Origin of the sequence: Candidatus Effluviviaceae Genus V sp., from assembly GCA_014728125.1 — a bacterium.
Taxonomy (GTDB): Bacteria; Joyebacterota; Joyebacteria; order Joyebacterales; family Joyebacteraceae; genus WJMD01.
Genome location: WJMD01000189.1, coordinates 1 through 22,520 on the forward strand (window position 1 = coordinate 1; position 22,520 = coordinate 22,520).

At 67.3% G+C, this 22,520-nt stretch carries 20 protein-coding genes; 9 read left to right on the forward strand and 11 right to left on the reverse strand.

The window, feature by feature from the left end:
- Nucleotides 1-62: 62 nt before the first annotated feature.
- The 3 genes from GF405_11130 to rsgA form a co-directional block, all read right to left on the reverse strand.
- The gene (locus tag GF405_11130) at nucleotides 63-1,526 is read right to left on the reverse strand and encodes a glucose dehydrogenase (protein ID MBD3368705.1); all 1,464 of its coding nucleotides are present in this window, start codon (nucleotides 1,524-1,526) and stop codon (nucleotides 63-65) included.
- Nucleotides 1,527-1,724: 198 nt separating this feature from the next.
- Nucleotides 1,725-3,476 carry a T9SS type A sorting domain-containing protein gene (locus tag GF405_11135; protein MBD3368706.1) on the reverse strand — a complete coding sequence of 584 codons (1,752 nt, stop codon included), beginning with the start codon at nucleotides 3,474-3,476 and terminating at the stop codon, nucleotides 1,725-1,727.
- A gap of 126 nt (nucleotides 3,477-3,602) precedes the next feature.
- Nucleotides 3,603-4,592, reverse strand: a complete 990-nt coding sequence (gene rsgA / locus GF405_11140) for a ribosome small subunit-dependent GTPase A (protein ID MBD3368707.1) — start codon at nucleotides 4,590-4,592, stop codon at nucleotides 3,603-3,605.
- Between the two features lie 381 nt (nucleotides 4,593-4,973).
- On the opposite strand from rsgA, the gene GF405_11145 reads away from it, so the two are divergent.
- The 7 genes from GF405_11145 (at nucleotide 4,974) to GF405_11175 (ending at nucleotide 13,867) form a co-directional block, all read left to right on the forward strand.
- Complete coding sequence (locus GF405_11145; protein MBD3368708.1) at nucleotides 4,974-5,645, forward strand: hypothetical protein; 672 nt, start codon at nucleotides 4,974-4,976, stop codon at nucleotides 5,643-5,645.
- A gap of 286 nt (nucleotides 5,646-5,931) precedes the next feature.
- Complete coding sequence (locus GF405_11150) at nucleotides 5,932-8,454, forward strand: hypothetical protein (protein ID MBD3368709.1); 2,523 nt, start codon at nucleotides 5,932-5,934, stop codon at nucleotides 8,452-8,454.
- An 89-nt stretch (nucleotides 8,455-8,543) separates the two neighbouring features.
- Nucleotides 8,544-9,320 carry an outer membrane lipoprotein-sorting protein gene (locus GF405_11155; protein MBD3368710.1) on the forward strand — a complete coding sequence of 259 codons (777 nt, stop codon included), beginning with the start codon at nucleotides 8,544-8,546 and terminating at the stop codon, nucleotides 9,318-9,320.
- 12 nt (nucleotides 9,321-9,332) lie between these two features.
- Nucleotides 9,333-10,571: an FtsX-like permease family protein gene (locus GF405_11160; protein ID MBD3368711.1), complete on the forward strand. Its 1,239-nt coding sequence runs from the start codon at nucleotides 9,333-9,335 to the stop codon at nucleotides 10,569-10,571.
- Nucleotides 10,517-11,809: an FtsX-like permease family protein gene (locus GF405_11165; GenBank protein MBD3368712.1), complete on the forward strand. Its 1,293-nt coding sequence runs from the start codon at nucleotides 10,517-10,519 to the stop codon at nucleotides 11,807-11,809. Before GF405_11160 ends, GF405_11165 begins: the two co-directional genes overlap by 55 nt.
- Before the next feature lies 1 nt (nucleotide 11,810).
- On the forward strand, nucleotides 11,811-12,602 hold the full coding sequence (locus GF405_11170) for an ATP-binding cassette domain-containing protein (protein ID MBD3368713.1): 792 nt from the start codon (nucleotides 11,811-11,813) through the stop codon (nucleotides 12,600-12,602).
- Nucleotides 12,599-13,867: a hypothetical protein gene (locus GF405_11175; protein MBD3368714.1), complete on the forward strand. Its 1,269-nt coding sequence runs from the start codon at nucleotides 12,599-12,601 to the stop codon at nucleotides 13,865-13,867. The genes GF405_11170 and GF405_11175 overlap by 4 nt, the downstream gene beginning before the upstream one ends.
- A gap of 64 nt (nucleotides 13,868-13,931) precedes the next feature.
- Here GF405_11175 and GF405_11180 read toward each other — a convergent pair whose 3' ends face one another.
- The 6 genes from GF405_11180 to GF405_11205 are packed head-to-tail and all read right to left on the reverse strand — an operon-like array spanning nucleotide 13,932 to nucleotide 18,122.
- Nucleotides 13,932-14,654 (reverse strand): ATP-binding cassette domain-containing protein, encoded by a 723-nt coding sequence (locus GF405_11180; protein MBD3368715.1) that lies wholly within the window; start codon nucleotides 14,652-14,654, stop codon nucleotides 13,932-13,934.
- Nucleotides 14,654-15,811 (reverse strand): FtsX-like permease family protein, encoded by a 1,158-nt coding sequence (locus GF405_11185; protein MBD3368716.1) that lies wholly within the window; start codon nucleotides 15,809-15,811, stop codon nucleotides 14,654-14,656. The genes GF405_11180 and GF405_11185 overlap by 1 nt, the downstream gene beginning before the upstream one ends.
- An 11-nt stretch (nucleotides 15,812-15,822) precedes the next feature.
- Complete coding sequence (locus GF405_11190) at nucleotides 15,823-16,191, reverse strand: hypothetical protein (GenBank protein ID MBD3368717.1); 369 nt, start codon at nucleotides 16,189-16,191, stop codon at nucleotides 15,823-15,825.
- Entirely contained in the window at nucleotides 16,169-16,846 is a 678-nt protein-coding gene (locus GF405_11195; protein MBD3368718.1) for a hypothetical protein, read from the reverse strand. Before GF405_11195 ends, GF405_11190 begins: the two co-directional genes overlap by 23 nt.
- On the reverse strand, nucleotides 16,843-17,838 hold the full coding sequence (locus GF405_11200; protein ID MBD3368719.1) for a hypothetical protein: 996 nt from the start codon (nucleotides 17,836-17,838) through the stop codon (nucleotides 16,843-16,845). The genes GF405_11195 and GF405_11200 overlap by 4 nt, the downstream gene beginning before the upstream one ends.
- A 2-nt stretch (nucleotides 17,839-17,840) precedes the next feature.
- Nucleotides 17,841-18,122, reverse strand: coding sequence for a metal-sensing transcriptional repressor (locus tag GF405_11205; protein ID MBD3368720.1), 282 nt, complete (start codon nucleotides 18,120-18,122; stop codon nucleotides 17,841-17,843).
- A gap of 696 nt (nucleotides 18,123-18,818) precedes the next feature.
- On the opposite strand from GF405_11205, the gene GF405_11210 reads away from it, so the two are divergent.
- Nucleotides 18,819-20,243 (forward strand): glycosyltransferase, encoded by a 1,425-nt coding sequence (locus tag GF405_11210; GenBank protein ID MBD3368721.1) that lies wholly within the window; start codon nucleotides 18,819-18,821, stop codon nucleotides 20,241-20,243.
- Nucleotides 20,244-20,388: 145 nt separating this feature from the next.
- Nucleotides 20,389-21,135 carry a c-type cytochrome gene (locus tag GF405_11215; protein MBD3368722.1) on the forward strand — a complete coding sequence of 249 codons (747 nt, stop codon included), beginning with the start codon at nucleotides 20,389-20,391 and terminating at the stop codon, nucleotides 21,133-21,135.
- Here GF405_11215 and GF405_11220 read toward each other — a convergent pair.
- Nucleotides 21,117-22,319 (reverse strand): hypothetical protein, encoded by a 1,203-nt coding sequence (locus tag GF405_11220; protein MBD3368723.1) that lies wholly within the window; start codon nucleotides 22,317-22,319, stop codon nucleotides 21,117-21,119. The two genes, GF405_11215 and GF405_11220, sit on opposite strands and share 19 nt — an antisense overlap.
- 9 nt (nucleotides 22,320-22,328) lie before the next feature.
- On the reverse strand, nucleotides 22,329-22,520 hold a 192-nt coding region (locus tag GF405_11225; GenBank protein MBD3368724.1), incomplete at its 5' end, for a hypothetical protein.

Consider the following 22,520-nt stretch of genomic DNA (forward strand, 5'->3'; position numbering starts at 1 on the left):
CACTACACGCCCGTCGAACAGGGGAGCTGGGGGGCGCTCAAGACGCGTTTCCGGTAGTCCCTCTACCGGACGACGCTCACACGACGCGTGCGCGTCTCACCGAGCGCTTGAGCCATGATGAAGTAGGTGCCTGAGGAAACGGCGTTGCCTCCGGCGTCGGTCCCGTCCCAGCGGACGGTCCTGGCGCCGGGGGAGCCGGCTCTCGAGACGAGCTCCTTCACGACCGCTCCCGCCGCGTTCAAGACGGTGACGTCCAGCACCCCACCCTCGGTCATGGAGATGCTGAACTCCGTACTCGTGCCGAACGGGTTCGGGAACGGGCGTCCCATCCCCATCCTTGGTTCCGTGTCTCCCGGCTCGATGTCGCTCGAGTCGAGGGTCACCCTGTAGACCTCGCCGTCGGTCGTCCCGGCCCGGTCGACGAGATAGAGCTCCCCGTCGCCGCCCGCGGCGATGGAGGCAAGCGCGTCGATCCTGCCGTCCGGGTTGAGTTCATCGGTGAGGTCGAGCGTGTCGGTGACCGATGATCCGTCGAACAGGATCGCCCAGATCTCGTTCGAGCAGAAGTCGCCAAAGATGTAGTACCCCTCGAGCTCCGGCACGCCGACGCCCCGGTAGACCCACCCGCCGGTGATCGAGCACCGACCGTTCTGATGGCCGTACTCGTAGACGGGAAGATCGAACGTATCGGCGCCGCATCCGGATGGCGGCTCATAGCAGTGCGTCCCCTCCGTCACATCCCAGCCGTAGTTCTCGCCGCCGGTGCTCGACGCCGCCTGCACGGCGATCTCCTCCCAGGCGTTCTGTCCCACGTCGGCGATCCACAGATCGCCGGTCGCGGAGTCAAAGCTCCACCGGTACGGGTTCCTCAGACCGGTCGCCCAGATCTCATCGAGAACCCCGGCGTCGCCGACGAACGGGTTCGAGGGAGGGATGCTGTAGGGGAGTGAATCGACGTCGATGCGGATGAACTTGCCGAGAAGCGTCGTCGGGTCCTGCGCGTTCCCGTCGGGGTCGCCCGCGCCCCCGCCGTCCCCGAAGCCGAAGTAGAGATACCCGTCGGGTCCGAAGTCGATCGTCCCGCCGTTGTGGTTTCCGTAGGGCTGCGTCTGGGTGAGGACCGTCGCGGCCGTCGAGAGGTCCGCCTGGTCGGGATTCCCGGACTGGGCCTCGTACCGTTCGATGACGGTATCACCGGCGTTGTCGGTGTAGTGCACGTAGAAGAGCCGGTTCGTGGCGAAGTCGGGGTGGAAGGCGATCCCGAGGAGTCCCTGTTCACTGTAGGCGGACGGGTCCATTACGTCGGCCGTGATGTCGAGAAACGGCTGAGGCAGGAGCGACCCGTCCTCGAGGAGCAGGACGACGCCCCGTTGCTCAAGGATGAAGAGACGCTCGTCGCCGTCCGGTGCCGCGACCTGGACGGGCCTGTTGAGGCCGTCCACGACGAGCTCGGATGTGATCTGACCGAAGGCTGCGGCCGACGCAAGAAGCAGCGCGGCCGATACCAGAATGGTATTCCGCCACATGATCTCCTCCTCTCAGGGAGCAGCGCTTATTGTAGTAAGAACCATATAACCACGAACTATTTCTGGTGTCAATGTTCAGGATTCTCGCTGATGTCTGCCCTGCCCGGAGCCCGCCCGAGGAGGGTCGCCGAAGGCGTCCTGTGCGTGCTGGATTCTGAGCCGGCCGTGCGGTCCGACCCGGCAAGGAAGAGGGTGCTCCTAGCGGAGCACCACCTGGCGTGCGGTCAGTACCGACCCGTTCGCCGTGATGCGCCAGAGATAGACGCCCGACGCGACGTGGCCTCCCCGGTCGTCCGTGAGGTCCCAGGAGGCGGTGTGGGTCCCGGCCGTTCTGGGGCCGTCGAGGAGCCTCGCGACACGCCGGCCCGAGATGTCGTAGACATCCACGCGAACGTGTCCCGGGACGGACAGGGAGAAGCTGACTGTGGCCCGGGACGCGGCCGGGTTGGGGCCGGGAGGAGCGGCGAGCGCAAGGGCCGCCTGATGATCCTCGATGCCGGCGCCCGTCGGTGAGATGGTGACTCCGGTGATGTCGTTGGCCGGCGCTGGGAGCCGGACGGTGCAGTATGCGATGTCGCCCTCGACGACCGTCTGGACGAGCTCGCCCGCGTCGACCTCGTACGGCGTTGAGGCCGCCGGCATGACGAAGCGGACGACGGCCTGCTCGAAATCCTCGGGCTGGTTGTTGATGATGGCGGCCGTCACCTCGTCGTTGGTGCCGTCGTTGGCTGGGTCGAACTCGAGGCGGAGGTTCTGTCCGATGGTCCCCGCGTCGATCGGCTGCGTCGGCTGGACGGCGCCGTTCGATACGCGCACGAGCCGCATGGCGCGCGCTCCATCGCACACGTTATCGGTGGAGAGGTTGAACGGAGGAGAGGAGATCTGACCCGAGGTGTGGTGGACGTGGCCCCAGAGAGCGCAGTCGATACCGAGAGCCGCGATGTCGAGCTCGTCCTGGAAGTCCATGTGATAGAACGCCACGACCGGCGCTGTCGGAGGTGCGGCGGCGATGTCGCTGACGAGCCAGTTGATCTGGTCGCTCGTGAAACTCTCGTTGCCGTAGATCTGCCTGCGCCAGCGGTCGTAATTGTCGTACGACTCGAGCGAGACGAAGTGGGCCCCGCCGAAATCGAACGAGTAGTTCTGCGTGTAGAGCGGGTCGCCGGACGGCGGATCGTACAGGTGGTTCCAGCCGAAGAACTTCCACCAGTACCTGCGGGCGGTGCCGTCCGGCGGAGGCGAGTCATCCCAGCCCCCCACGTCGTGATTGCCGGCACAGACGTAGACCGGCACCTCGAACTCCCCCAGGATGCGCTTGGCCTTCGTGTAGTAGCGCTTGTCGAGAAACTCCTCAAGCTCGCCCTCGTTGACGACGTCGCCGGTCAGCAGGACGAAAGCCGGATTCATGACGTTAATGTCCTCGATTACCGTCCTCAGATCTTCCATCTCCGACGTGTCGCTGTCGGCTCCCGACTGGTAGTAGTAGAGATGGGTCGGCAGATGCGTGTCCGTGATATGTACCACGTAGTAATCGGTCGGCTCTGTCGTCCTCACCATGACGGCGTTCTTGGCGGTGTCGTCGATGCCGCCGGACGCTGTCACCCGGAGATCGCAGAGCAACTCGGGCACGTCCGCCGGTACGGAGACGGTCAGGAACCACCGCTCGTGTGACGAGCTGTACGTCGAGTTCGTGACAGAGAGCGGATAAGGTCCGCCGGGACCGAGCAGCGACACGGCCCAGCCGGACGTGCCGGACGAGGCCTTCGCCTCGATCGTGAACGAATCTCCGGCGATCGCCTGCTCGGGGATCGAGAGGATCGGCCGCATGATGACGGTCAGCGTGTCGCCGATCGCCCTGGCGCCTGTGGTCTCTGGCGACGTCGTCGCAGACGCACACGGGACGAGGAGCAGACAGCACAGAACCGCGGCGATGGGACCGAAGCGGGGCATACTCACCTCTGGAAGAGGACCCCGGCCGTGGCGCGCCGGGGTCCTGTGAGTTGCGCAACCTTATGTTCAATAACATTTTAGCACATTTCGACCCTCCCTGCCAGTCGGGTTGTACTGTGAGCCGCGTCACATCTTGAGAAAGCTCTCGTAGCGCTCCCTGGCGATGTCGCCTGCCTCGACGGCCTTTTTGACCGCGCAGTCGGGCTCGTGAGAGTGACTGCAGTCCGCGCCGAACCGGCACGCGCCCAGAAAGGGGCGCATCTCCGGGAAGCACGCGGCGATCTCCGCGTGGCCTTCCATCGGTGCGAACATCTTCATGCCGGGCGTGTCGACCACGCCGCCGCCTCCATCGAGCGGGAAGAGCTCAAGGTGTGTCGTCGTGTGCCGTCCTTTGCCGGTGCTGCCGCTGACGTCCTGCACCGCGAGGCCGAGCCCCGGCTGCAGCGCGTTCAGGAGCGTCGTCTTCCCGACGCCCGACTTTCCTACGAAGACCGACGTCCTCCCGGCCAGAAGCTCTCTGAAGGCCTGAAGCCCGTTGCCCGTGACGGCGCTCGTTCGCGCGACGGGATAGCCTATACCTTCATAGATCGCGGCGCGTCGAGCCACCTCGCCGCCGCGTTCGATGTCCGACTTGGTGATGCAGATGAGAGCCGGTATCCCCGCGGCCTCCGCTCCGACAAGGTATCTGTCCAGAAGGTGCCACTTCGGCTTCGGCTTCGCGGCCGACATCACCGGGACGACCAGGTCGGCGTTGGCCACGACGGTCTGCGAGAGGTCCTTCCCTCCGCCGTACCGCTTGGCTTCCTCGATCTTCCGTCCCAGCTCGTTCCGTCTGGGCAGCACCTGTCGGATGTGCCCATGGCCCTCGTCTGTCGGCACGAACTCGACCTGGTCCCCGATCGCGACCGGGTCCACCAGCTTGATGTCCTCGACCTTCTGGACAGAGTGATGTCCGAGCGACGCGGGATCGGCCAGCGGGTAGAGGAGCTTCTTCCTGAGCCGGTTCGAGATCGTGCAGCGTATCGTTCTGTCTTCGACGCGGACATCGTAGAGACCGCGTCCCTTCCTGTAGACGGTGCCCCGAACCGGGGCGCCGCTCTCGTTCGCTGTCTGCATGGTTGGATGCTCCCGTGTTTCTGTCCGTGTGTGGTTCGTTCGCCGCGGGAGCGCACAGCGAGGACCCCGGCGAAGACGCCGGCATTCGAGGTCAGCTCATGGAGGGGAGATGTCTACGAGGCCCGGTCCACGAGGCGCGCTTCCGCTCCGGTCCGTATTCCATTCACAAGCATCGCGCACCTCCTTCCCGGGTTCGTGCGGTGGCGGCCGGCGGGGTTGAGACCATCCGGCCGTTGTCGTCTGATAAGACGCCTCATGGGCGCCACAGGTTGCATTCTAGCTGTCCTGGATGCCGGACGTCAAGCTCCCGCGGCACCGCCCTTGCTATGGTCTTCCCCGGGTCGGAGGACGGCAGCGTGGCTCGCGATGATGGGAGGGCCGTTGAGCGCACATCAGGCCGGTACGATGACGGGACTCAGGGACAGGTTCCGGGCCGTTCCGGAGAACGCCTCGCGCCGGAAGGTCCTGCTCGATCTTGGAGCGTTCGCGGGTACCGTGGTGCTCGCGGTGACGATGCGCTGGGAGACGCGCGACCTCGTCTGGGCTCTCTGGATCTCGAGTCTGGTTGTGGGGTACGCGACCATCGCGACGACCATCGTGCGGGGCGTGAGGAAGTACTGGCACGCGTTCAGCGCCGTCGCGATCTTCGGGGGCGCCGGGCTGCTCGCGTTCTTCACCTTCCACTTCGGCATGTTCCACTTCGTGCACAGCGTCTTTCTCGACATGTTCTTCCCGCTGTACGGTGACCCCGAGGGGTTCCCGAACTTCGCACGCACCGCCATGGTCGCGCTGGCCGGGTACTGGCCGTTCGTGCTCGCGTCACTCGTATCGCGTCTGGAAGACCTCGATCGGGGTGGGGACGGTGCCCCGGACGGCACCGTACCGGGGCGGGGCGCCGCGATGAGCCTGTCGGCTCCGTACAGGAACGTCGTCCGTATGCACATCCTCATCTTCGTCTTCGCGGGCCTCCACGCCGCGGGGCTCTCCCGCTTCGCCCTCTATCCGGTCCTTGCGGCGTACTTCTTTCCCTGGGAGACGCTCCGTCGCCCCTGAAAACCCGCCTGTCCTTCCTCCGACCCTACCGGGAGTCCTGTGTCGAGTTCGCTGTGACGGCGGTCGGGCCGCTGCTCATCTGGGCCATTCGGCATCTGACGGCTCGGCTCGGCGAGTGGTCGAGCGAGCACTTGGCCTTCAGCGCGCCGACTGACGGGGCCCGCGCCGTCCGCCCCTGCCCGGGCCGTCCGCTTCGAAGCCTGCGCTGTCCGGGATAATGTGGTATTCTGGGGAATGGAGGGCGCGTGCTGCCTTCCATCCCCGTCTGATCGGACCGGAGGCCCCCATGCTCAGTCGCTTCGCGCGGCCATCCTGGAAGCTGACGGCGCTGGTCGCCACTGTGGCGACGCTCGCGGCCGGGTGCGCACGCGAGCTGCCGTCGGACGGCCGGGGGCTCCCGTACGACGTTGTCGAGATCGCCCCGGAGCAGACGGTCGTGGACGTCGACATCGTCGACTTCGACGGCGACGGCGTCGACGAGGTCGCCGACATCCGCAGGTCGAGCGGCCACCCGTACTACTTCCTGTCGATACGGAGGATCCGCAACGGCAATCTTGTCCCGATGGTCCAGCGGCCGGGAATGCAGCACTTCCGCCGAGGGGGAACGGCGGACGTCGATGGGGACGGTCTTCCCGAGTACTTCATCTCGCAGCGCGTGGGAGACCGGGCGTTCCTGACTCCCTTCAGCGTCAGGATCACCGGAAGCGCGGCGCAGATCGACACGCTACGCTCTGCACGGCCGATCGCCCTCTCGCTCAAGGACTACGTGGACGATACAAGCTCGTGGGACGGCCGGCTGTTCGTCTTCGGGACGTTCGACCTCGATGAGGACGGCTTTCGGGAGACCGTGCTGTTCGGTTGCTCCGTGGGCTACGTCGGCGTCCCCCGCGGTATCGGCCGGGCGAATCTGAGAACCGGCCGCATCGACTGGTTCCGCCGGTTCTCCGGGTGTCCCGTCCCCGGTGGAGAGCGCCTCGACGTCGACGCCGACGGCCGGGACGAACTCGTCGCCGGGCTGGGAGCACCCGGAAACAGCGTCACGTGGAACGGAAGGACCGACTCCACCGCCTATCTTGTGGCCGTCGACCTCGACGGCCAGCTTCTGTGGGAGACGCGCACGGGAGGTCTCTCGGCCCGAACCGAGATGCTCCGCTGCGATCTCGACGAGGACGGCGAGCCCGAGCTTCTTACGTGGACCCACTACGGCATCACCGAACGCCCCGATTCCCTCGGCGTCTTCCTCCGCGATCCGGCCGACGGACAAGTCGTCGCCGGATGGTCCTCAGGCGCGATGGTCAACCACGTCGCGACCGCCGACCTTGCCGACGGGCCTGCCGTGTTCGCCGCGACCGACGACGGCTGGCTTCGGAGACTGAGGTACGTGAACGGTCGTCTGCTTGTCGACCGGGCCGTGCGAACGCCGGCGAGGGGCGTCGAGCGGTCGGCCGGGGCGCCGGAGGACGGCTACGGGCAGGCGGGCGAGGAACCCGGTGGGGATGGACCATCGTCTGGGGAGAGCATCGCATCTGCGTCGCAGGTCCCGGAAGCGAACGCAGGTCGTGCGGAGCCGACCCATCCGGCGGTCGCCAGCGTGGCCTGGCTCAGGCTCGCCCCTGTCCCATCGCCGGTCGTCTGCATCGGCACGAGAGACGGAGTCGTGGCCGTGCTCGACGTCGACCTTGAGCCGCTGGCGCTCCACAGAGGCGAGAGGGCCGTCGGAAGATGGGGGTTCTTCTCCCATGTGTCGGAGAGCGGGATCCGGGAGGCGGTCGTCCGGACGAGCGACGGCTACTTCGTCTTCGGGCTTGCCGAGGTACCGCCCTCCCCGTGGGCGTTCGTCCTCGTCGGCCTTGTCGGCCTCGCCGGTGCGGGGGCATGCGTTCCGAAGGTACGACGCGTCTCGGCATCGACCCTGAGACGATGGCTGACGCCCGCACCTGAACGCGAGCGTCTCATCGACGGCCTCCTGAATGATCTCGCGGTCGCCGGGCACGGGGAGCTGACCGCGACGTCGGCACTCAGGCGCCTGAAGGACGTGCTGATCCTGATGCACCCCGAGGACGGCCGTGTCCCGGATGCGTTCCTCGCACGATACGGTGAGGCCGCCGCCGACCTCCGGGGGATCGGTGTTCCCACGCTCCAGTCCATCCTGCGTCAGGCTGAGCTCGCCGCCCTCAGTCCGGGTATCGTGGAGGACCTGCGAGCCGCCGTGATGTCGGTCACGAGAGCATCGGCATCGCTCAAGGGACGGCCGCCGGACCGACGCGAGGCCGTCGAGCTCACGAAGACGCTGGACTCGATGTTCGCCTCGCTCGACGCGGCTCTGCGCGCGCTCCGGGACGAGTGCCGCTTGGAGCTGTCCTCGCCGGTGATGGACGAGCTCAGGAGGGCCGCACGGGTCCATGCGGACTCGTACGTGGATGAGGGCGCCGAACTGAGGATACCCGCCGCCTCGCCTCACGAAGAGGTGCGTGTTCTCGGTACGCGTCCCGAGCTCAGCTTCGTCCTCGAGAACCTCATCGCGAACGCGCTCGCAGCCGTCAGGAGCGCTCCCGTCAGACGCGTCGAGGTCGATGTGGAGGCGGAGGACGGCACGGTCGTCGTGAGGGTCTCCGACACCGGGGGCGGCGTGCCTCCCGGTGTCCGGGACAGGCTCTTCGAGCGCGGCGTGACGAGCAAGAAGAACGGCGGCGGGACTGGCCTTGCGGGCTCGCGCGAGATCCTCGAACGACGCGGCGGCTCCATCCGGCTTGTCGACTCGGACCCCGACCGCGGGACGACGTTTGAGGTCCGGTTCGAGGTCTGCTAATCTCCCCCCTACGGTGACCGAGTCACCCAGACGCGTACGAGGACCCGCCGATCTCCGGCGTCCGTTCTACCGCCCTCCGGGGAGCACGCATGCTGATACGACAGCCGAGCACGTTCTACCTGGCGCTCTCCGCGCTTCTGGCTCTTGCTCCGGCATCTGCCGCGCAGGGCGCGGACGCGGAGCAGCCGACGGCCGAGGCGCTGGTGTCCCGGATGGATGATCTCTACGACTCCTCGGGAACCGTCGCAGAGGTCGAGGTCGAGATCGTCGAGCCCGACAAGACCCGGATCATGAAGCTCCGGATGTGGAGCAGGGGAGAGGACGAGTCGCTGGCCGTCGTCCTCGAGCCGTCCCGTGACGAGGGCACGGCGACCCTCAGGATCGACAGGAACATCTGGAACTACCTTCCCAAGATATCCCGCACGATCCGCGTGCCTCCCTCCATGATGATGGGCTCGTGGATGGGGACCGACCTCACCTACGATGACCTCGTCAAGGAGTCCTCGTTCGTCGACGACTACACCCACGAGCTCGTCGGCCGGAGCGACGACCCTCCGGGGTGGCTCGTGCGGATGACCGCCAGACCAGGCACCGCCGGCCTCTGGAGCCGTATTGACGTCGTCTTCACCGACCAGCACCGGCTGCCCGCCGTCGCCCTCTACTACGACCGCCGTGATGAGCTGGCCCGGACCATGCGCTTCGAGGACGTGCGGACCATGGACGGTCGACTCGTTCCCACGCGCCTTGTCGTCGTCCCGGAAGATGAGAAGGGCGAGAGGACAGTCTTCCGATACAACGACATCCGATGGAACGCCGAACTGGACGATGATCTCTTCAGCCTCCGACGGCTCGAGCGTCGGAGCTAGAGCGGAGTGGCGATGCTCTCCCTGAGCACGCTGCGCATAGCGTGGCGGAACCTCTGGCGGAACCCGAAGCGCACCGTCTTCGCCGTCACGGCCATCACCGTCGGTCAGCTCGCCTTCCTCGGTACGGCCGGCCTGACCCGCGGCTACGCCGAGCAGTACTTCCAGACCGCCACAGGCCCGATGCTCGGGCACCTCGTCGTCAACGCCGAGGGCTGGCGCGACGACCGGGAGCTCGACAACACGCTGTCCGAGCTCTCCGCCGTGGTCGGTGCGGTGCGCGGCGTCGACGGCGTCGAACGCGTGTCTCCGAGGATCTACGCGCCCGCCATGGCCGCGGTCGAGCGCGAGGGCTTCATGTGTACGGTGGTCGGCGTCGAGCCCGACCGTGAGGCCTGGGACGATGGCCTCCTGAGCCCGGATGAGGCCGCGGAGCTAGGGGAGGGGAGCGTCCTCGTCGGCCGGAGATTGGCCGAACGGGAGCGGGTCCCCGCCGGCATCGAGCTCGCGATCATCGGTCAGGACGTCGAGGGCTCGATCGCCAGCGACCTCTTCATCGTGGCGGGTACGCTCGGGGGGAACGTCGCGCTGGTGAACGACCTCGGTGTCGTGATGTCGCTGTCCGACGCACAGGAACTCCTCCGCATGGGGGACGAGGCGCACGAGCTCGTTGTCCATGCCGAACGAAGGGACGCTCTCGACGCTCTCGCCGACAGTCTGAGGGCGCTTCCCGAGCTCTCGGGGGCGCGGGTCTCCACGTGGCGCGACGTCGCGCCTCAGATCGCGGCGATCATCGAGGTGATGGGCGTCTCCCACTATTTCGTCCTCATCATCGTGTTCATCGCGGCGGCCGCGGGGATCGCCAACACCATGCTCATGTCGACGTTCGAGCGGAACCGCGAGTTCGGGATGCTGCTGTCGCTCGGCTGCGGACCGGGCCGCCTCTCGCGCATCGTGCTCATCGAGGCGCTGCTTATCGGATGCATCGGCGTCGTCGCGGGGACCTTGATCGGCGCGGCGGCCGTGCACGTGCTCGGAGAGACGGGCATCAACTACGCGGCGCTTGTCGGCGCCGACGAGATGAGAGAGGGATCGTTCGCGGGCCTTGAGATCTCGTTCCTCTCGTATCCGACGCTCCGCCTCAGCGACATCGTCGGAGGGATCGGCGCGATCCTCGGGACGTCGGTCCTCTCGGTCATATGGCCCATTCTCCATGTCGTGAGACTCGAGCCCGTCAAGGCGATGAGAGCATGAAACAGCCGCTCGTTCTGAAGATAGCCCTTCGCGGCCTCGGCCGGCATCCTCGCCGGACAGCCCTTTCGGTCCTGGGCATAGGGATCGGTGTGGCGGTCGCGCTCTTCCTGAACGCTTTCATGCTCGGGGAGAGCGAGATGGTCATACGCGGCGTCGTCAGAACGGGGATCGGCCACCTCCATGTGGCCCCGAAGTCGTGGGCCGAGACGCGGGACAGAGACCTCCGTCTGGCGGAGTGGAGGAACGTCCTCGAGAAGGCGCGGTCCCTCGACGAGGTCGTCGCCGCGGCTCCGAGGGCGAGCACGACGGCTCTTCTGGGGTTCGGCACGAAAGTGGCGGGGGTCGAGATGCTCGGGGTGGACCCCGCCGTCGAGCCGAGCGTGAACCAGCTCGTGGAGGGATTGAGCCGGGGGCGGTACATCGAGCGGTCGGACTCGACCGGTGCGGTCATCGGGGCCGGCGTGGCCGAGAGACTCGACGTCGGGGTCGATGACGCTCTCTTCGCCACGGTCGTCGACAGCTCCGGCGAGATCCGGTACGCGATGCTGACAGTTGTCGGTATCATCTCAACCGGCAGCGCCGAACTCGACGCCTCATTGTGTCACGTTCCGATCGCATCCATCGAACGCATGACCGGGCGGATGGGACCGTCGGGCATCGCCGTACTCCTCAAGGATGAGACACTGACCCGGCGGGTCGGGACAAGGCTCGACGGGGAGACCGCTCCGGGCGACACCGTACTCACCTGGCAGGAGATGGCTCCGACGATGAGCGTCGGCGCCCAGGCCGACCGAGCGTTCGCGGGCCTCATCAGCGTCATCGTGGTGTTCGTGGTCGTGCTCGGCATCACCAGCGCTCAACTGACGTCTGTGCTGGAGCGCAAGCGCGAGTTCGCGGTGCTGATGGCCCTCGGAATGCGGGACGCGCTCGTCGTCCGTCTGGTCCTTGTCGAGGCCGTGATCCTCGGTCTGCTCGGCGGTGTCGCCGGGCTCGCCATCGGCGCGCCCTTCCTGCACTGGGCGGCGACGAAGGGCCTCGACTTCACCGAGTTCGTCGAAGGCGAGTTCTCGATGGAGGGGATGCTCTTCGATCCGGTCATCTACGCACAGGTCGGGATGTGGGTCGTGCCCTACGCCGTCGTCGTCGCGCTCGCCGCGACAGTGCTGGCGGCTCTCTATCCCGCCAGGACCGCCGTCACCATCAACCCGACCACCGCGCTCAGCCTCCGGGAGGCATGAGATGGCCGAAATGCTCGTCGAGGTCACAGGCGTCACAAAGGAGTTCCACACCGGCGAGGTGACGGTGCGGGCGCTCCGGGGTCTCGATCTCTCGATCGGGGAGGGCGAGTTCCTGGCCATCGTGGGCCCCAGCGGAAGCGGCAAGACGACGCTCCTCAACCTCATCGGCGCGCTCGACGAGGCGACGAACGGGGAGGTCAGGGCCATGGGACGGGACCTCGGGGCATTGAGCCGACAGGAGCGCGCAGAGCTCAGGCTTCACGCCTTCGGATTCGTCTTTCAGGCCTACAATCTGCTGCCGGTCCTCACGGCCCGCGAGAACGTGGAGTTCGTGCTCGAGCTCCAGGGCGTCGGAGCCGAGCGCCGCGACCGGGCGGTCTCCGTGCTCTCCGAGCTCGGCCTCGGCGAGCTCCTGGACCGCCGTCCGACCGAGATGTCCGGCGGTCAGCAGCAGCGTGTGACGGTGGCACGGGCGATCGCGGCGAGACCCAGGCTCGTGCTGGCCGACGAGCCGACCGCCAACCTCGACAGCGAGAACTCCGAGGCCCTCATCGAGATGATGAAGCGTCTGAGGGATGAACAGGGGACCACCTTCGTGTTCGCTACCCATGACCCGCTCGTTATGCAGCACGCGCTCAGGATCGTGCATCTGAGGGACGGCAGGGTCGAGAGGGACGAGCGAAAGGAAGGGCGTGCGGCGGCTCGGACCGAGAGGGACGCGCGTGAGAAGGGGCGCGGGGATGACCATGCCGGGCCCGAAGATGACGGCAACGGAGCGGGGGGAGCGTCATGATCCTCCGTGCCCCGCGCCGCCCGGTCGCTGCTCTTCTGGTGCTCGCCTCGCTGGTGGCCGCCGGCGGAACGGCGGCTGCACAGACCGGCTTCGGGAACGACGAGGCGTTCGACCTCAGGGCCGCGATGAAGTGGTCGACGCTCGTGGCCCGCGCGCCCGCGGACACCGTGCTCTACCCGAAGCGCTGGAGCGGCACGAACCTCTGGCGCCTCAGGCTGATGGCGACGCTCCGACCGGCGTCGAGCGTCCGGCTCGAGGTGGCCTACGAGCAGCGCCTGGAGGTGGCCTCCGGCGACGCGGGGCTTCTGGGGGCCTCGACCTTCCTGCCAAGCGAGTCGCCGCCGCCGTATCGCATCGAACCTCTCCAGGATGAACTCGTGGAATCAGGGACCTCGCTGATGTACGAACACGAGCTGGACCGCGCACTGGTCTCCCTGTCGGTCGGCCGCCTCGACGTCTCGCTTGGTCGCCAGGCCGTCGGATGGGGGCGTGGTGTCCTCTTCAGCGCCGTCGACATCTTCGCCCCGTTCACGCCGCTTCAGAGCGAGAGGGAGTGGCGACGGGGAGTCGACGCCGTGAGGGTCGGCGCGCCGGTCACGCACGCCATCTCGCTCGAGGGCGTCGCGGCGTTCGGGGAGGACGTCGATGCGTCGGCTTTCGCTCTGCGCCTCTACGGGTTCCTCGGGGACCTCGACACGGAGGTCGTAGCCGGTCGCCGGTTCGAGGACCTCTTCGCCGGAGCATCGGTCTCGGTGCCCCTGTTCGGCGCAGAGCTTCACGGGGAAGCCGCCGTCTACAGGACGCCCGAGCCGTTCGCCGAGCGGGCCAACGAGCTCGTGCTGAAGGCCGTCGCGGGCGGTTCCTACTCGTTCAATGCGGGAAGGGGGGTCTGCGTCCTCGGCGAGTACCACTACTCGGGGTTCGGCGCCGGGGACACCGATGAGCTCTCGTACTGGCTCCTACTGGACGGCGTGTTGGAGCGGATACTCCGGGGCGACCTGCAGATCCTCGGTCGACACGCAGCCGCTCTTCAGGCGACCTATGGCCTCGGCGCGCCGCTCTCGTGGTCGCTGCTCGTCGTAGCCAATCCCGTCGACGGCTCCGGTGTGGCGGCGCCGGGGTTCACCTGGACCGCCACCGACCACGTGACGCTCTCAGGAAGCCTCTACCTGCCGTTTGGTGAGGAGAGCGAGGACGGACGCCTCATGAGCGAGTACGGCGCGACACCTCGCACCGGCCTCCTGACGCTGAGCTTCTACCCGTGAGCTCCGTCGTGCAGCAGTTCTCCGCCCGAGACACAGCGTCGTTCGTAGGGTCCACAGAGACGGCCTACTGCACGGCCTCCACGCGTCCGTCCGTCAGTCTGATCGTCCGGTCCGCCATGCCTCCCAGGTGCTCGTCGTGCGTCGCGAGCACGACCGTGAGACCGTCCTCCTCGTTCAGCGCCCTGAAGACCTCATAGACGGCCTCGGAGTTCTTCGAGTCGAGGTTGCCCGTCGGTTCGTCGGCGAGGAGAAGTCCGCTCGTCGTCGTGAGCGCGCGGGCGATCGCCACGCGCTGGCGCTCGCCGCCCGAGAGCTCGCTCGGCAGGTGGTCGGCGCGCTTCCCGAGTCCGACTCTCTCGAGGAACCAGACCGCAGTCTCGCGGTCGATGGAAGAGCGGGCGAACATCGAGGGAACCTGCACGTTCTCGAGCGCCGTGAGCTCCGGCAGGAGCAGGAACTCCTGGAAGACGAACCCGATCCTGCCGCGCCGGAGCGAGACGAGCTCGCTCTCCTTCGCGTCGGACACGTCCGTTCCGAAGACCTCCAGATGCCCCTCCGAGATCGAATCAAGACAGCCGATGAGATCGAGCAGCGTCGTCTTGCCGGAACCGGAGGGTCCCAGGAGCGATATGAAGTCGCCCCGCGGGATCGTCAGGTCGACACCGTCGACGGCGGCGATGGTCTCCGCAGGCGTCTCGTAGATCTTCCTGAGCCCCTCGGCGCGCACGATGGTGCCGTTGCCGGACGTTGTCCGCGGTGTCGCGCTGTCGCTCTTCGTCGTCTGCATCATCCTGTGCTCCGAATCGCCTGAACCGGTTTGAGCCCCGCCGCTCGCGCCGCGGGGTAGACGCCAGCGACGAGTCCCGTCGCGACGGCGCCGATGAGCGCCGCGACGACCAGAACCGGTGTCACGATGACCAGCCGCCCGCTCGGCGCGTAGGGGAGGACCTCGCGTACGAGAAGCTCGGCGAGCCGCCCGCCCGCCGTCGCCAGAACGGCGCCCGCGATGCCTCCGAAGAAGCACACGAGCGTCGTCTCGGACCAGACGATGCGGAACACGTCGAAGCGGGACGCTCCCATCGCCTTCATGACGCCGATCTCCTTTGTTCGCTCGAAGACCGACATCAGGATCGTGTTCATGACGCCGATGACGGCGACGACGACAGCGACGACGGCGATCGAGCCCGCGAGGACGCGCGCCGATGACATCAGGTTGAGGATCGTGCCTCTGACCTGCGCCATGCTGACGACCTGGATGCCCGGTTCGTCGTAGAGATCCTCCTCGAAGGCGGCCAGCTGCCCGAGGTCCTTGAGCCGGATGCCGATGCCGCTGATCTTTCCCTCGTGACCGAACGCGCCCTGCGCCGTGGCCAGCGGGACGAAGATCGCTCCGTCGTCCTGCGTCCCCGTTCGCTCGAGTATCCCGACGACCTCGAGGACGCGGTCGATGCTCGAGATGTACAGCCGGTCGCCGACGCTGCGCTGCTCGAGCTCGGCCGCCTCGTAGCCGAGGATCGCCTCGTCCGCCTCCGGCCCGCTGAACCATCCGCCGGAGCGGAACTCGAGCCAGGGCTTCAGTCGCCGTTGCGCCTCGTCGATGCCGATGTACATGGCGACTCCGCCGCCGTCCGGGTCGAAGTCGGTGACCACGAGCTGCGGTGCGATCTCCTTGATGCGCTCGTCCTCGACGATCCGGCCGTAGACCTCCTCGTCCATGTAGCGGAGACCTCCGCCGCCCTTCAGCATCAGCGTGGCCGCCTCGTAGGGGCATCCCTTCGCCGTGACGAGCACCTGATACCCCATGCGTTCGATGTCGGTCTGGAGCGACCGCTGGTAGCCGGTGTCGAACGCCAGGAGGCTCACGAGCACGGCCACGGCCACAGCGACGCCGCCGATCGTCAGGACCGACCGGATCCTGTTCCTCATGAGGAGCTTCCATGCCATGCGGACGGGGTTCACCTGATCATCACCCCCGATCCGACGAGCATGGTGCGGCCGTCACGGACCAGGACGACGCCCTCGACGGTCGCCGTCCCGCCGACCTTCTGCGGGATGGCGAGGCCGCTCGGCGCGATGTCCACGTGGATCGCCGCTCCGTCGTCCTCGAGCTCGAACCAGCAGCCTGACGGGCACTCCCGGACGATCTCACCCTCTATCTTGATCTGGTCGTCTCCGAAGGACGCAGGGTCCGCGAGGATCTCGGAGACGGGGGTGACCGCCGCGTTCGAGAGCGGCTCGCCGTAGGTCTCGCCGCCGCCGCATCCCGCGATACCTGCCGTGATACTCATCAGGATGATGAGACTAATGACCGTCGTCCGGCTCATCGTTCCCTCCCTTTCGTGTTCCGTCGCATGCGCCTCCCAGATGGAAGGCGTTCAGCAGAAAGAGGTTCTTCGCGACGCCGCGTCTCGTCGCCGCCACGTCGGGTGTGCCCTTCTCTGTCGGGTCATCGATCGAGCCGGCCGGACCCTCTCCGCGCTCACGGAAGCGGCAGAAGTCCTTGAGCGTCAGTCCGATGAACTGGCTCACGAAGGCGTCCGAACGGAGCGCCTTCGCGTGCGGCGAGGAGAGCCGCTGGTAGTACATGTCCACGATCTCGCCGTCCGGCGTCGTCGCGAGGATGATCTGCATCCCTCCGAACTCGCCCTTCTCGTTGACGCCGTGGACCCGGCCGATCGTGTCCCCTCCGGCCAGGACCGTGTAGTAGGCGTACGGCACATCGAGCGACTCGTAGACCGGGTCGAGCGTGTCCGCGAGGAGCGTCTCCAGCCTGAGCGCGAGCTTGTCGCCGCCGCGGTCCGAGATGGCGATGAAGTCGGTCGCATAGTTCGTGGCGTCGGGGAAGATCCTGAGGATGTCCCTGTCCGGGTCGTTCAGCGTGCAGCCGACCGCGGCGCCGGCGTCGCCCGCCGCGCATGCGACGATGACGACCACCGTCACGAGACACAGCGCCCATCCCGCATATCGTCTCGGTCTCATCGAACCCTCCCGAAGTAGTAGAGCAGGAGCTGCAGTGTCAGGTCGTCATCGCCGCCCGTTCCCGCTTCGCGCGAAAGCGATGCGGAGGCCGTCCACCGGTCCGTCAGGCGGTAGTCGGCGGCCAGCGCGACGACCGAGGCGGCGCGTGTCCTGTCGCGCCCGAAGCGGGCCTGGACGGCCAGTCGGAGGCGCGGCAGCCTGAGAGGCGACCGCTCGAGCCGCGCGAGGACGGACGCCTGAGGCTCCCCGTCGTCGGTGCCCGCCGAGAGTTCCGCCAGGACGCGCGTGTTGCCCTCCTCCCGCACGAGGTCGATGCCTCCGCGCGCTCGCTCGACGGCATCGCGTTCGACGTCGGGAGGTGGGAAGGTCCGGGCGTCGGGGGCGACGAGTGTCCTGCCGACGAGCGTCGCGATGCCCAGGGTTGCGTTCGGCCCTGTCGGGAACGTCATCCGCGCCGTGGCGAGGTAGCTCCGGTCGCGGCGGTCGAGCGCGGCGCCTGAGCCGGTCTGGAGCGCCAGTGTCAGGTCACCCGGCCCTGCGATTCCCGTCCACGCCGCGCCCCAGTCCTTCTTGAAGCCGACGTCCGGACCCGCCTGCGTCTGCAGCAGCGTGCCGTGCGTGTCGACATCGGGCTCGAGGCCGAAGGCAGGGGAGAAGTGTCCCAGTCGGAACGACCTGCCGATGGACGGACGGTACTCGAGCCAGGCGTTGTGGAGTTCGAGCCCCGGGCCCGCGTCCCCCGGACCGCCGGCGTCGTGGCTGACGCGCGCCTGAATGTCGAAGCGCAGGACGTCCCCTCGCGAACCGCCGGCGGTGCCGAACCACTCGAGACCGAGCGCGTTTCTCTGTGCGCCCGTGGCCTCGCCCGTGAAACCGCTCGCTTCCGAGACCTGTGCCGTCAGCACGAACTCGGCCGAAAGCAGGCTCGTGGCGTGCGAGCAGCCGGGGGAGACGAAGAGCCCGACGGTGAGCGCGAGCAGGACACGTCTCACGGCTATCGCATGGCCCGTTCGAGGACCTTCATGAGCTCGTCGATCTTCTCGTCGGCATCCTCCTCGGTCCCGCTCCGCATGGCGTCGGTCACGCAGTGGTCGATGTGCTTCTGAAGGACCCGCTTGGCGACGGCTCCCAGCGCGGACTGGACGGCCTGGATCTGGGTCACGATGTCGATGCAGTAGGCGCCTTCCTCGATCATCCTCCGGATGCCGCGTACCTGTCCCTCTGCACGCGCCATTCTGCTGAGGTTCTCCCTGTGTTCCGTTGTATGTCCGTCCATTGCATCCTCCTGAAGGGGGTTCATTCCCCAGTATATACCCCTTGGGGGTATATTGCAAGCGCCGCTGTCACGAATGTCTCAATGGAAAACTGCCATTGGCCTCATTCTGCGCTCACAGTTGAGGTCTATCTTGCGCAGAGACGAGGCGACTGATGCATGCGGGAGAGGTCATGACACCCGATACGGTCAGCGACGCGCTCGAGATGAGCCCGGCGGGGTTCACGGGCGCCGGTGTGGTCGACGGCCCCCTGGCCGTCGGTGGGGACGCTGTTGCGGGACGAGCCGCTTCCGCCGGCCGGAACGAGGGCGCCGTGCGCTCCACCGCGCGCGTCGTGTCCGCCGTCGGCAGCCCCCCGGTGCTCATCGTGTTCACGGTTCTTCTGGCGGCGGCCCTGGCGCACGAGGCGCAGGCCTGGGTCTGGGGACTCGCGCACGTCCTCATCGGCATCGCCGGACCGGTCGTCTATCTGGTGATGCTGCACCGGGACGGGGACATCTCCGACCTCGACGTCGAACGACGCGAGGAGCGGCTGCTTCCCCAGATTGTGACCGTCGCCTTCCTCGGACTCGCCCTCCTCACGGTGCGGGCCGGCGGCGCTCCCCTTGTGCTCACCCGGCTGGCCGTTCTCATCTTCCTGCAGGCCCTCGTCGTCCTCAATGTGACCTTGAAGTGGAAGATCAGCGTTCACTCTACGGTTGCGGCCATGGCCGGTTGCGTGGTATGGACTCTTACAGGGAGTCCTCTGGCCCTCCTGCTCGGACTGCCCGCCGTCATGTGGTCCAGGATCCAACTGGAGCGTCATACACCGGCCCAGACACTGGCCGGAGCGGCGCTGGGCATCGTCCTTTTCCTGCCGGCACGGGACTTCCTGCTGGGAGGCTGATCCGTTGAAAGTCGCCATCTTCTCCGAGACCTTCCTGCCGAAGTGGGACGGCATCGCCCACACGGTGTGCCGCCTGCTCGAGCACCTCGAGAAGCGGGGCCACGAGAGCATCATGTTCGCCCCCGAGGGCGCCCCGGCCAAGTACGCCTCGACCGAGATCATCGGCTATCCCTCATTCACCTGTCCCGGTTACCCCGACCTCAAGCTGACATCCCTCGGCGTGCACCTCGGCAAGGAGGTCGCCCAGTTCGACCCGGACGTCATCCATGCCGTGAGCCCGTTCTTCCTCGGTTTGGCGGGACTGCTCCGCGGCAGGAGTCTCGGCATTCCGCTGGTCGCCTCGTACCATACCGATGTGCCCGGCTACATGGAGAAGTACGGGGTTCCCATCCTGCGCGAGCCCTTCTGGCTGTACTTCCGCATGGTCCACGGGCTCGCCGACCTCAACCTCTGCCCTTCCCGTTTCACGCAGGCTGAACTCGAGGCGCACGGCATCCAGAACGTGGAGATCTGGAGTCGGGGCGTCGACGCGGCGCTCTATCATCCCTCGAAGCGTTCAGAGGCCTGGCGGCGTGAGATGCCCGCAGGCAACGGTCCCGTTCTCCTCTACGTCGGTCGCCTCGCTCCTGAGAAGCGCATCGACCTGATCCGCCCCGTGCTCGACGCCGTGCCGGGCTCCCGGCTCGCAATCGTGGGGGACGGGCCGATCCGCGATGAGCTCGAGCGGCTCTTCGAGGGGACGCCGACGAGGTTCCTCGGCTATCTCAAGGGCGAGGACCTGGCCACGGCATACGCTTCGTCCGACATCTTCGTGTTCCCTTCGGAGAACGAGACGTTCGGCAACGTCGTGATGGAGGCCATGGCCTCAGGGGTCCCGGTCATCGCTGCACGACGGGGCGGACCCGTGGAGCACGTCGTGGACGGCCGGAACGGGTTCCTTCACACGCCGGGATCGGTCGGAGAGCTTTCCGGCCTCGTCCGTCTGGTCGCGACGAACACGAAGCTCGCCTCAGACCTCGCGCGCGGAGCGCGCGAGTACGCCAGCACGAGGACGTGGGAGGCCGTCATGGACGGCCTGCTCGAGAAGTACGAGACCCTCATCGAGACCACGAGGAGACGCCGCGAGCTGCGGCCCCCGGCGCCGCCGCGCATCAGGGCCTTCTGGTGGAACGACGAAGCGCGTGAGGACGGCGAGCCGCAGGGCAGCGAGTACACATCATCGACCAGCCGCCGCTGATCGTGCGGTTCCGCAGCACGTCGTGATCCCGGGCCCGGCCGTTGCGCCGGGCCCTGTTCGCAGGTACTCTCAAGCCTGTCGATCACGTGACCGGTCGTCCGCGGACCCGCTCCAGGTTCCCCACATCACCTGCCGGGAGGTTCGGATGTCGCTCCTGACCACGAAGTACGTTCTGACGCTGGCCCTGTTCGGGTGCGGCGTCATCGCGCTCTGGACGATGCTCACGCTGATGGGCAGGAACGAGCGTTCGATCGAGCCGGCCGCGCTGCGCGTTCTGCATCGGGTCTTCGGGTACATCGCCCTGGCGCTCGCCGTCGTCGTCGGCATCATCGGCTACCAGCTGACGGCCGCCGCCGGAGGCGCCATCACGCACCGCGCGGTGCTCCACTGTGCGCTGGCAGCGCTCTTCTTCGTCGTCTTCCTCTTCAAGGTCGCCATCGCCCGGCACTATCGCCAGTTCCTGAAGCACATGCCGGCGCTCGGTCTCATCGCCTTCGCGATGCTCTTCGCCGTCGTCTCCATCACGGCCGGGCACAGGATGGCCCGCGACATCTGGACCGCTCCGAGCGGGTCACAGGACGAACCGGTGCGGGAGACGCCGTCCGGACCCGACGCGCTGTCCCTGGCCGATTCCGGTGAGCCGGAGGCGGGACGTCAGCTCTTCGTTACCCACTGCGGCGGCTGCCACGCGCACGACAGCACCGACGCACTCGTAGGACCCGGCCTGAAGGGCCTTGTGGCACACGAGACCGAGGAGGAGGGAAGCCGCGAACGGGCCTTCGAGGCGATCCGTTCCCAGATCCTGAACCCGGCGGGGACAATGCCGGCGTTCGAGGGGGTGCTGGCAGAGGCCGAGCTGGGTGACCTGCTGGCCTATCTCGGAACGCTCTGAGAAGGACGGACTCCGCAGCCCGGCGTCCGGAAGAGCGACTTGATGCCGCCCCAGGACAACGCCTCGACCGGGGAGCCGCACGAGGCGCAGCCCGCGCCGAAGGCCCCGACCGTCTCGCCCCATGGGTTGGCGGGCGGAAGGCAGGCCGAGTTCGCGCAGAGCGAGAGATCGCCCGTTTCGATGCCGCAGAGGAGGGGGTCCTCGAAGCGGTTGCTCGAGCCGAACCCCGAGAGCGAGTCGCCGCCTGCGTTCCCGAAGACATAACAGTGTGAGAGGAACGGCTCTCCCAGAAGGCAGGTCAGAGCGGGTCCCGACCGGTCGAAAGCGAGGATCGAGTTCGTCACGACCGCGTCCGCGGCGAGCGAGTACAGAGTGCCGCCGTCGTTCGACACGAACGAGCACCGGCGAAACTCGGGCGGGTTGTAGCTCTGGTTGAGATAGACGGCCGACCCGTCGTCCGCGACGTTTCCCCAGAACGAGCAGTTCTCGAACCGGCTCTCGGCGTTCATCGAGTAGACGGCGCCGCCGGCCTCCGCCTCGTTCGATGCGAAGCGGCACGAGTCGAAGCGGGTCTCGGCGTAGAACGTCAGGTAGACGGCTCCGCCCTTTCCGACGGCCGAGTTCCCCTCGAACGAGCAATCCACGAACCGCCCCAGGGAGCCGTTCGCATGAACGGCGCCGCCGTCGTCGCCTTCGTTCCCGATGAACCCGCAGGACCGGACGGTCGCCTCGAACGACGAACCGAGGTAGAGGGCGCCGTACCGGCCGGTGTTCGTCTCGAAGACACAGTCTCTGATCTGAGGAGACCCGTGCTGGCAGCGAACCGCGGCGTTGTCCGAGCCGCCGTTCCTGAAGGTGAGCCCCGAGATGACCGAGGTGGTGTCCTCTCCGCCCTGCAGTGTGATGATGGGCGCGAAGCCTCCGGCGTCGAGCACGGTCGCCCCCGGCCCGGCCGAGGAGGTCAGCGTGATGTTCCGGCCGCCGAAGTCCAGTCTCGTGTCGAGCACCGACGTATAGGTTCCCGGTGCCACGATCACCGTGTCGCCGGCCGAGGAGGCGAAGATGGCCTGCTGGATGGTCGGCTGGTCGCCGGGAACGTGGATGACGACCCCCGCGCTGGCCCCCGCGAGGATGGCAACGGACCAGAGGGTCAGAACGACCAGTGTCGACCCGCGCCCGACCATGCGCGTCTCCTATCTGATGAGCACCAGTGTCGTCTCGTCGTGCTTCGACTCCGCAGAAATCCGCACGAAGTAGACGCCGGACGCGGCGCTTCGTCCCTCCGCGTCGAGGCCGTCCCATGTAGCGCGATGGGCGCCGGCGGGGAGCGCGCCGCGCTCTAGTGTCCGGACGCGCTCGCCGCGGACGTTGAAGACCGCGACCTC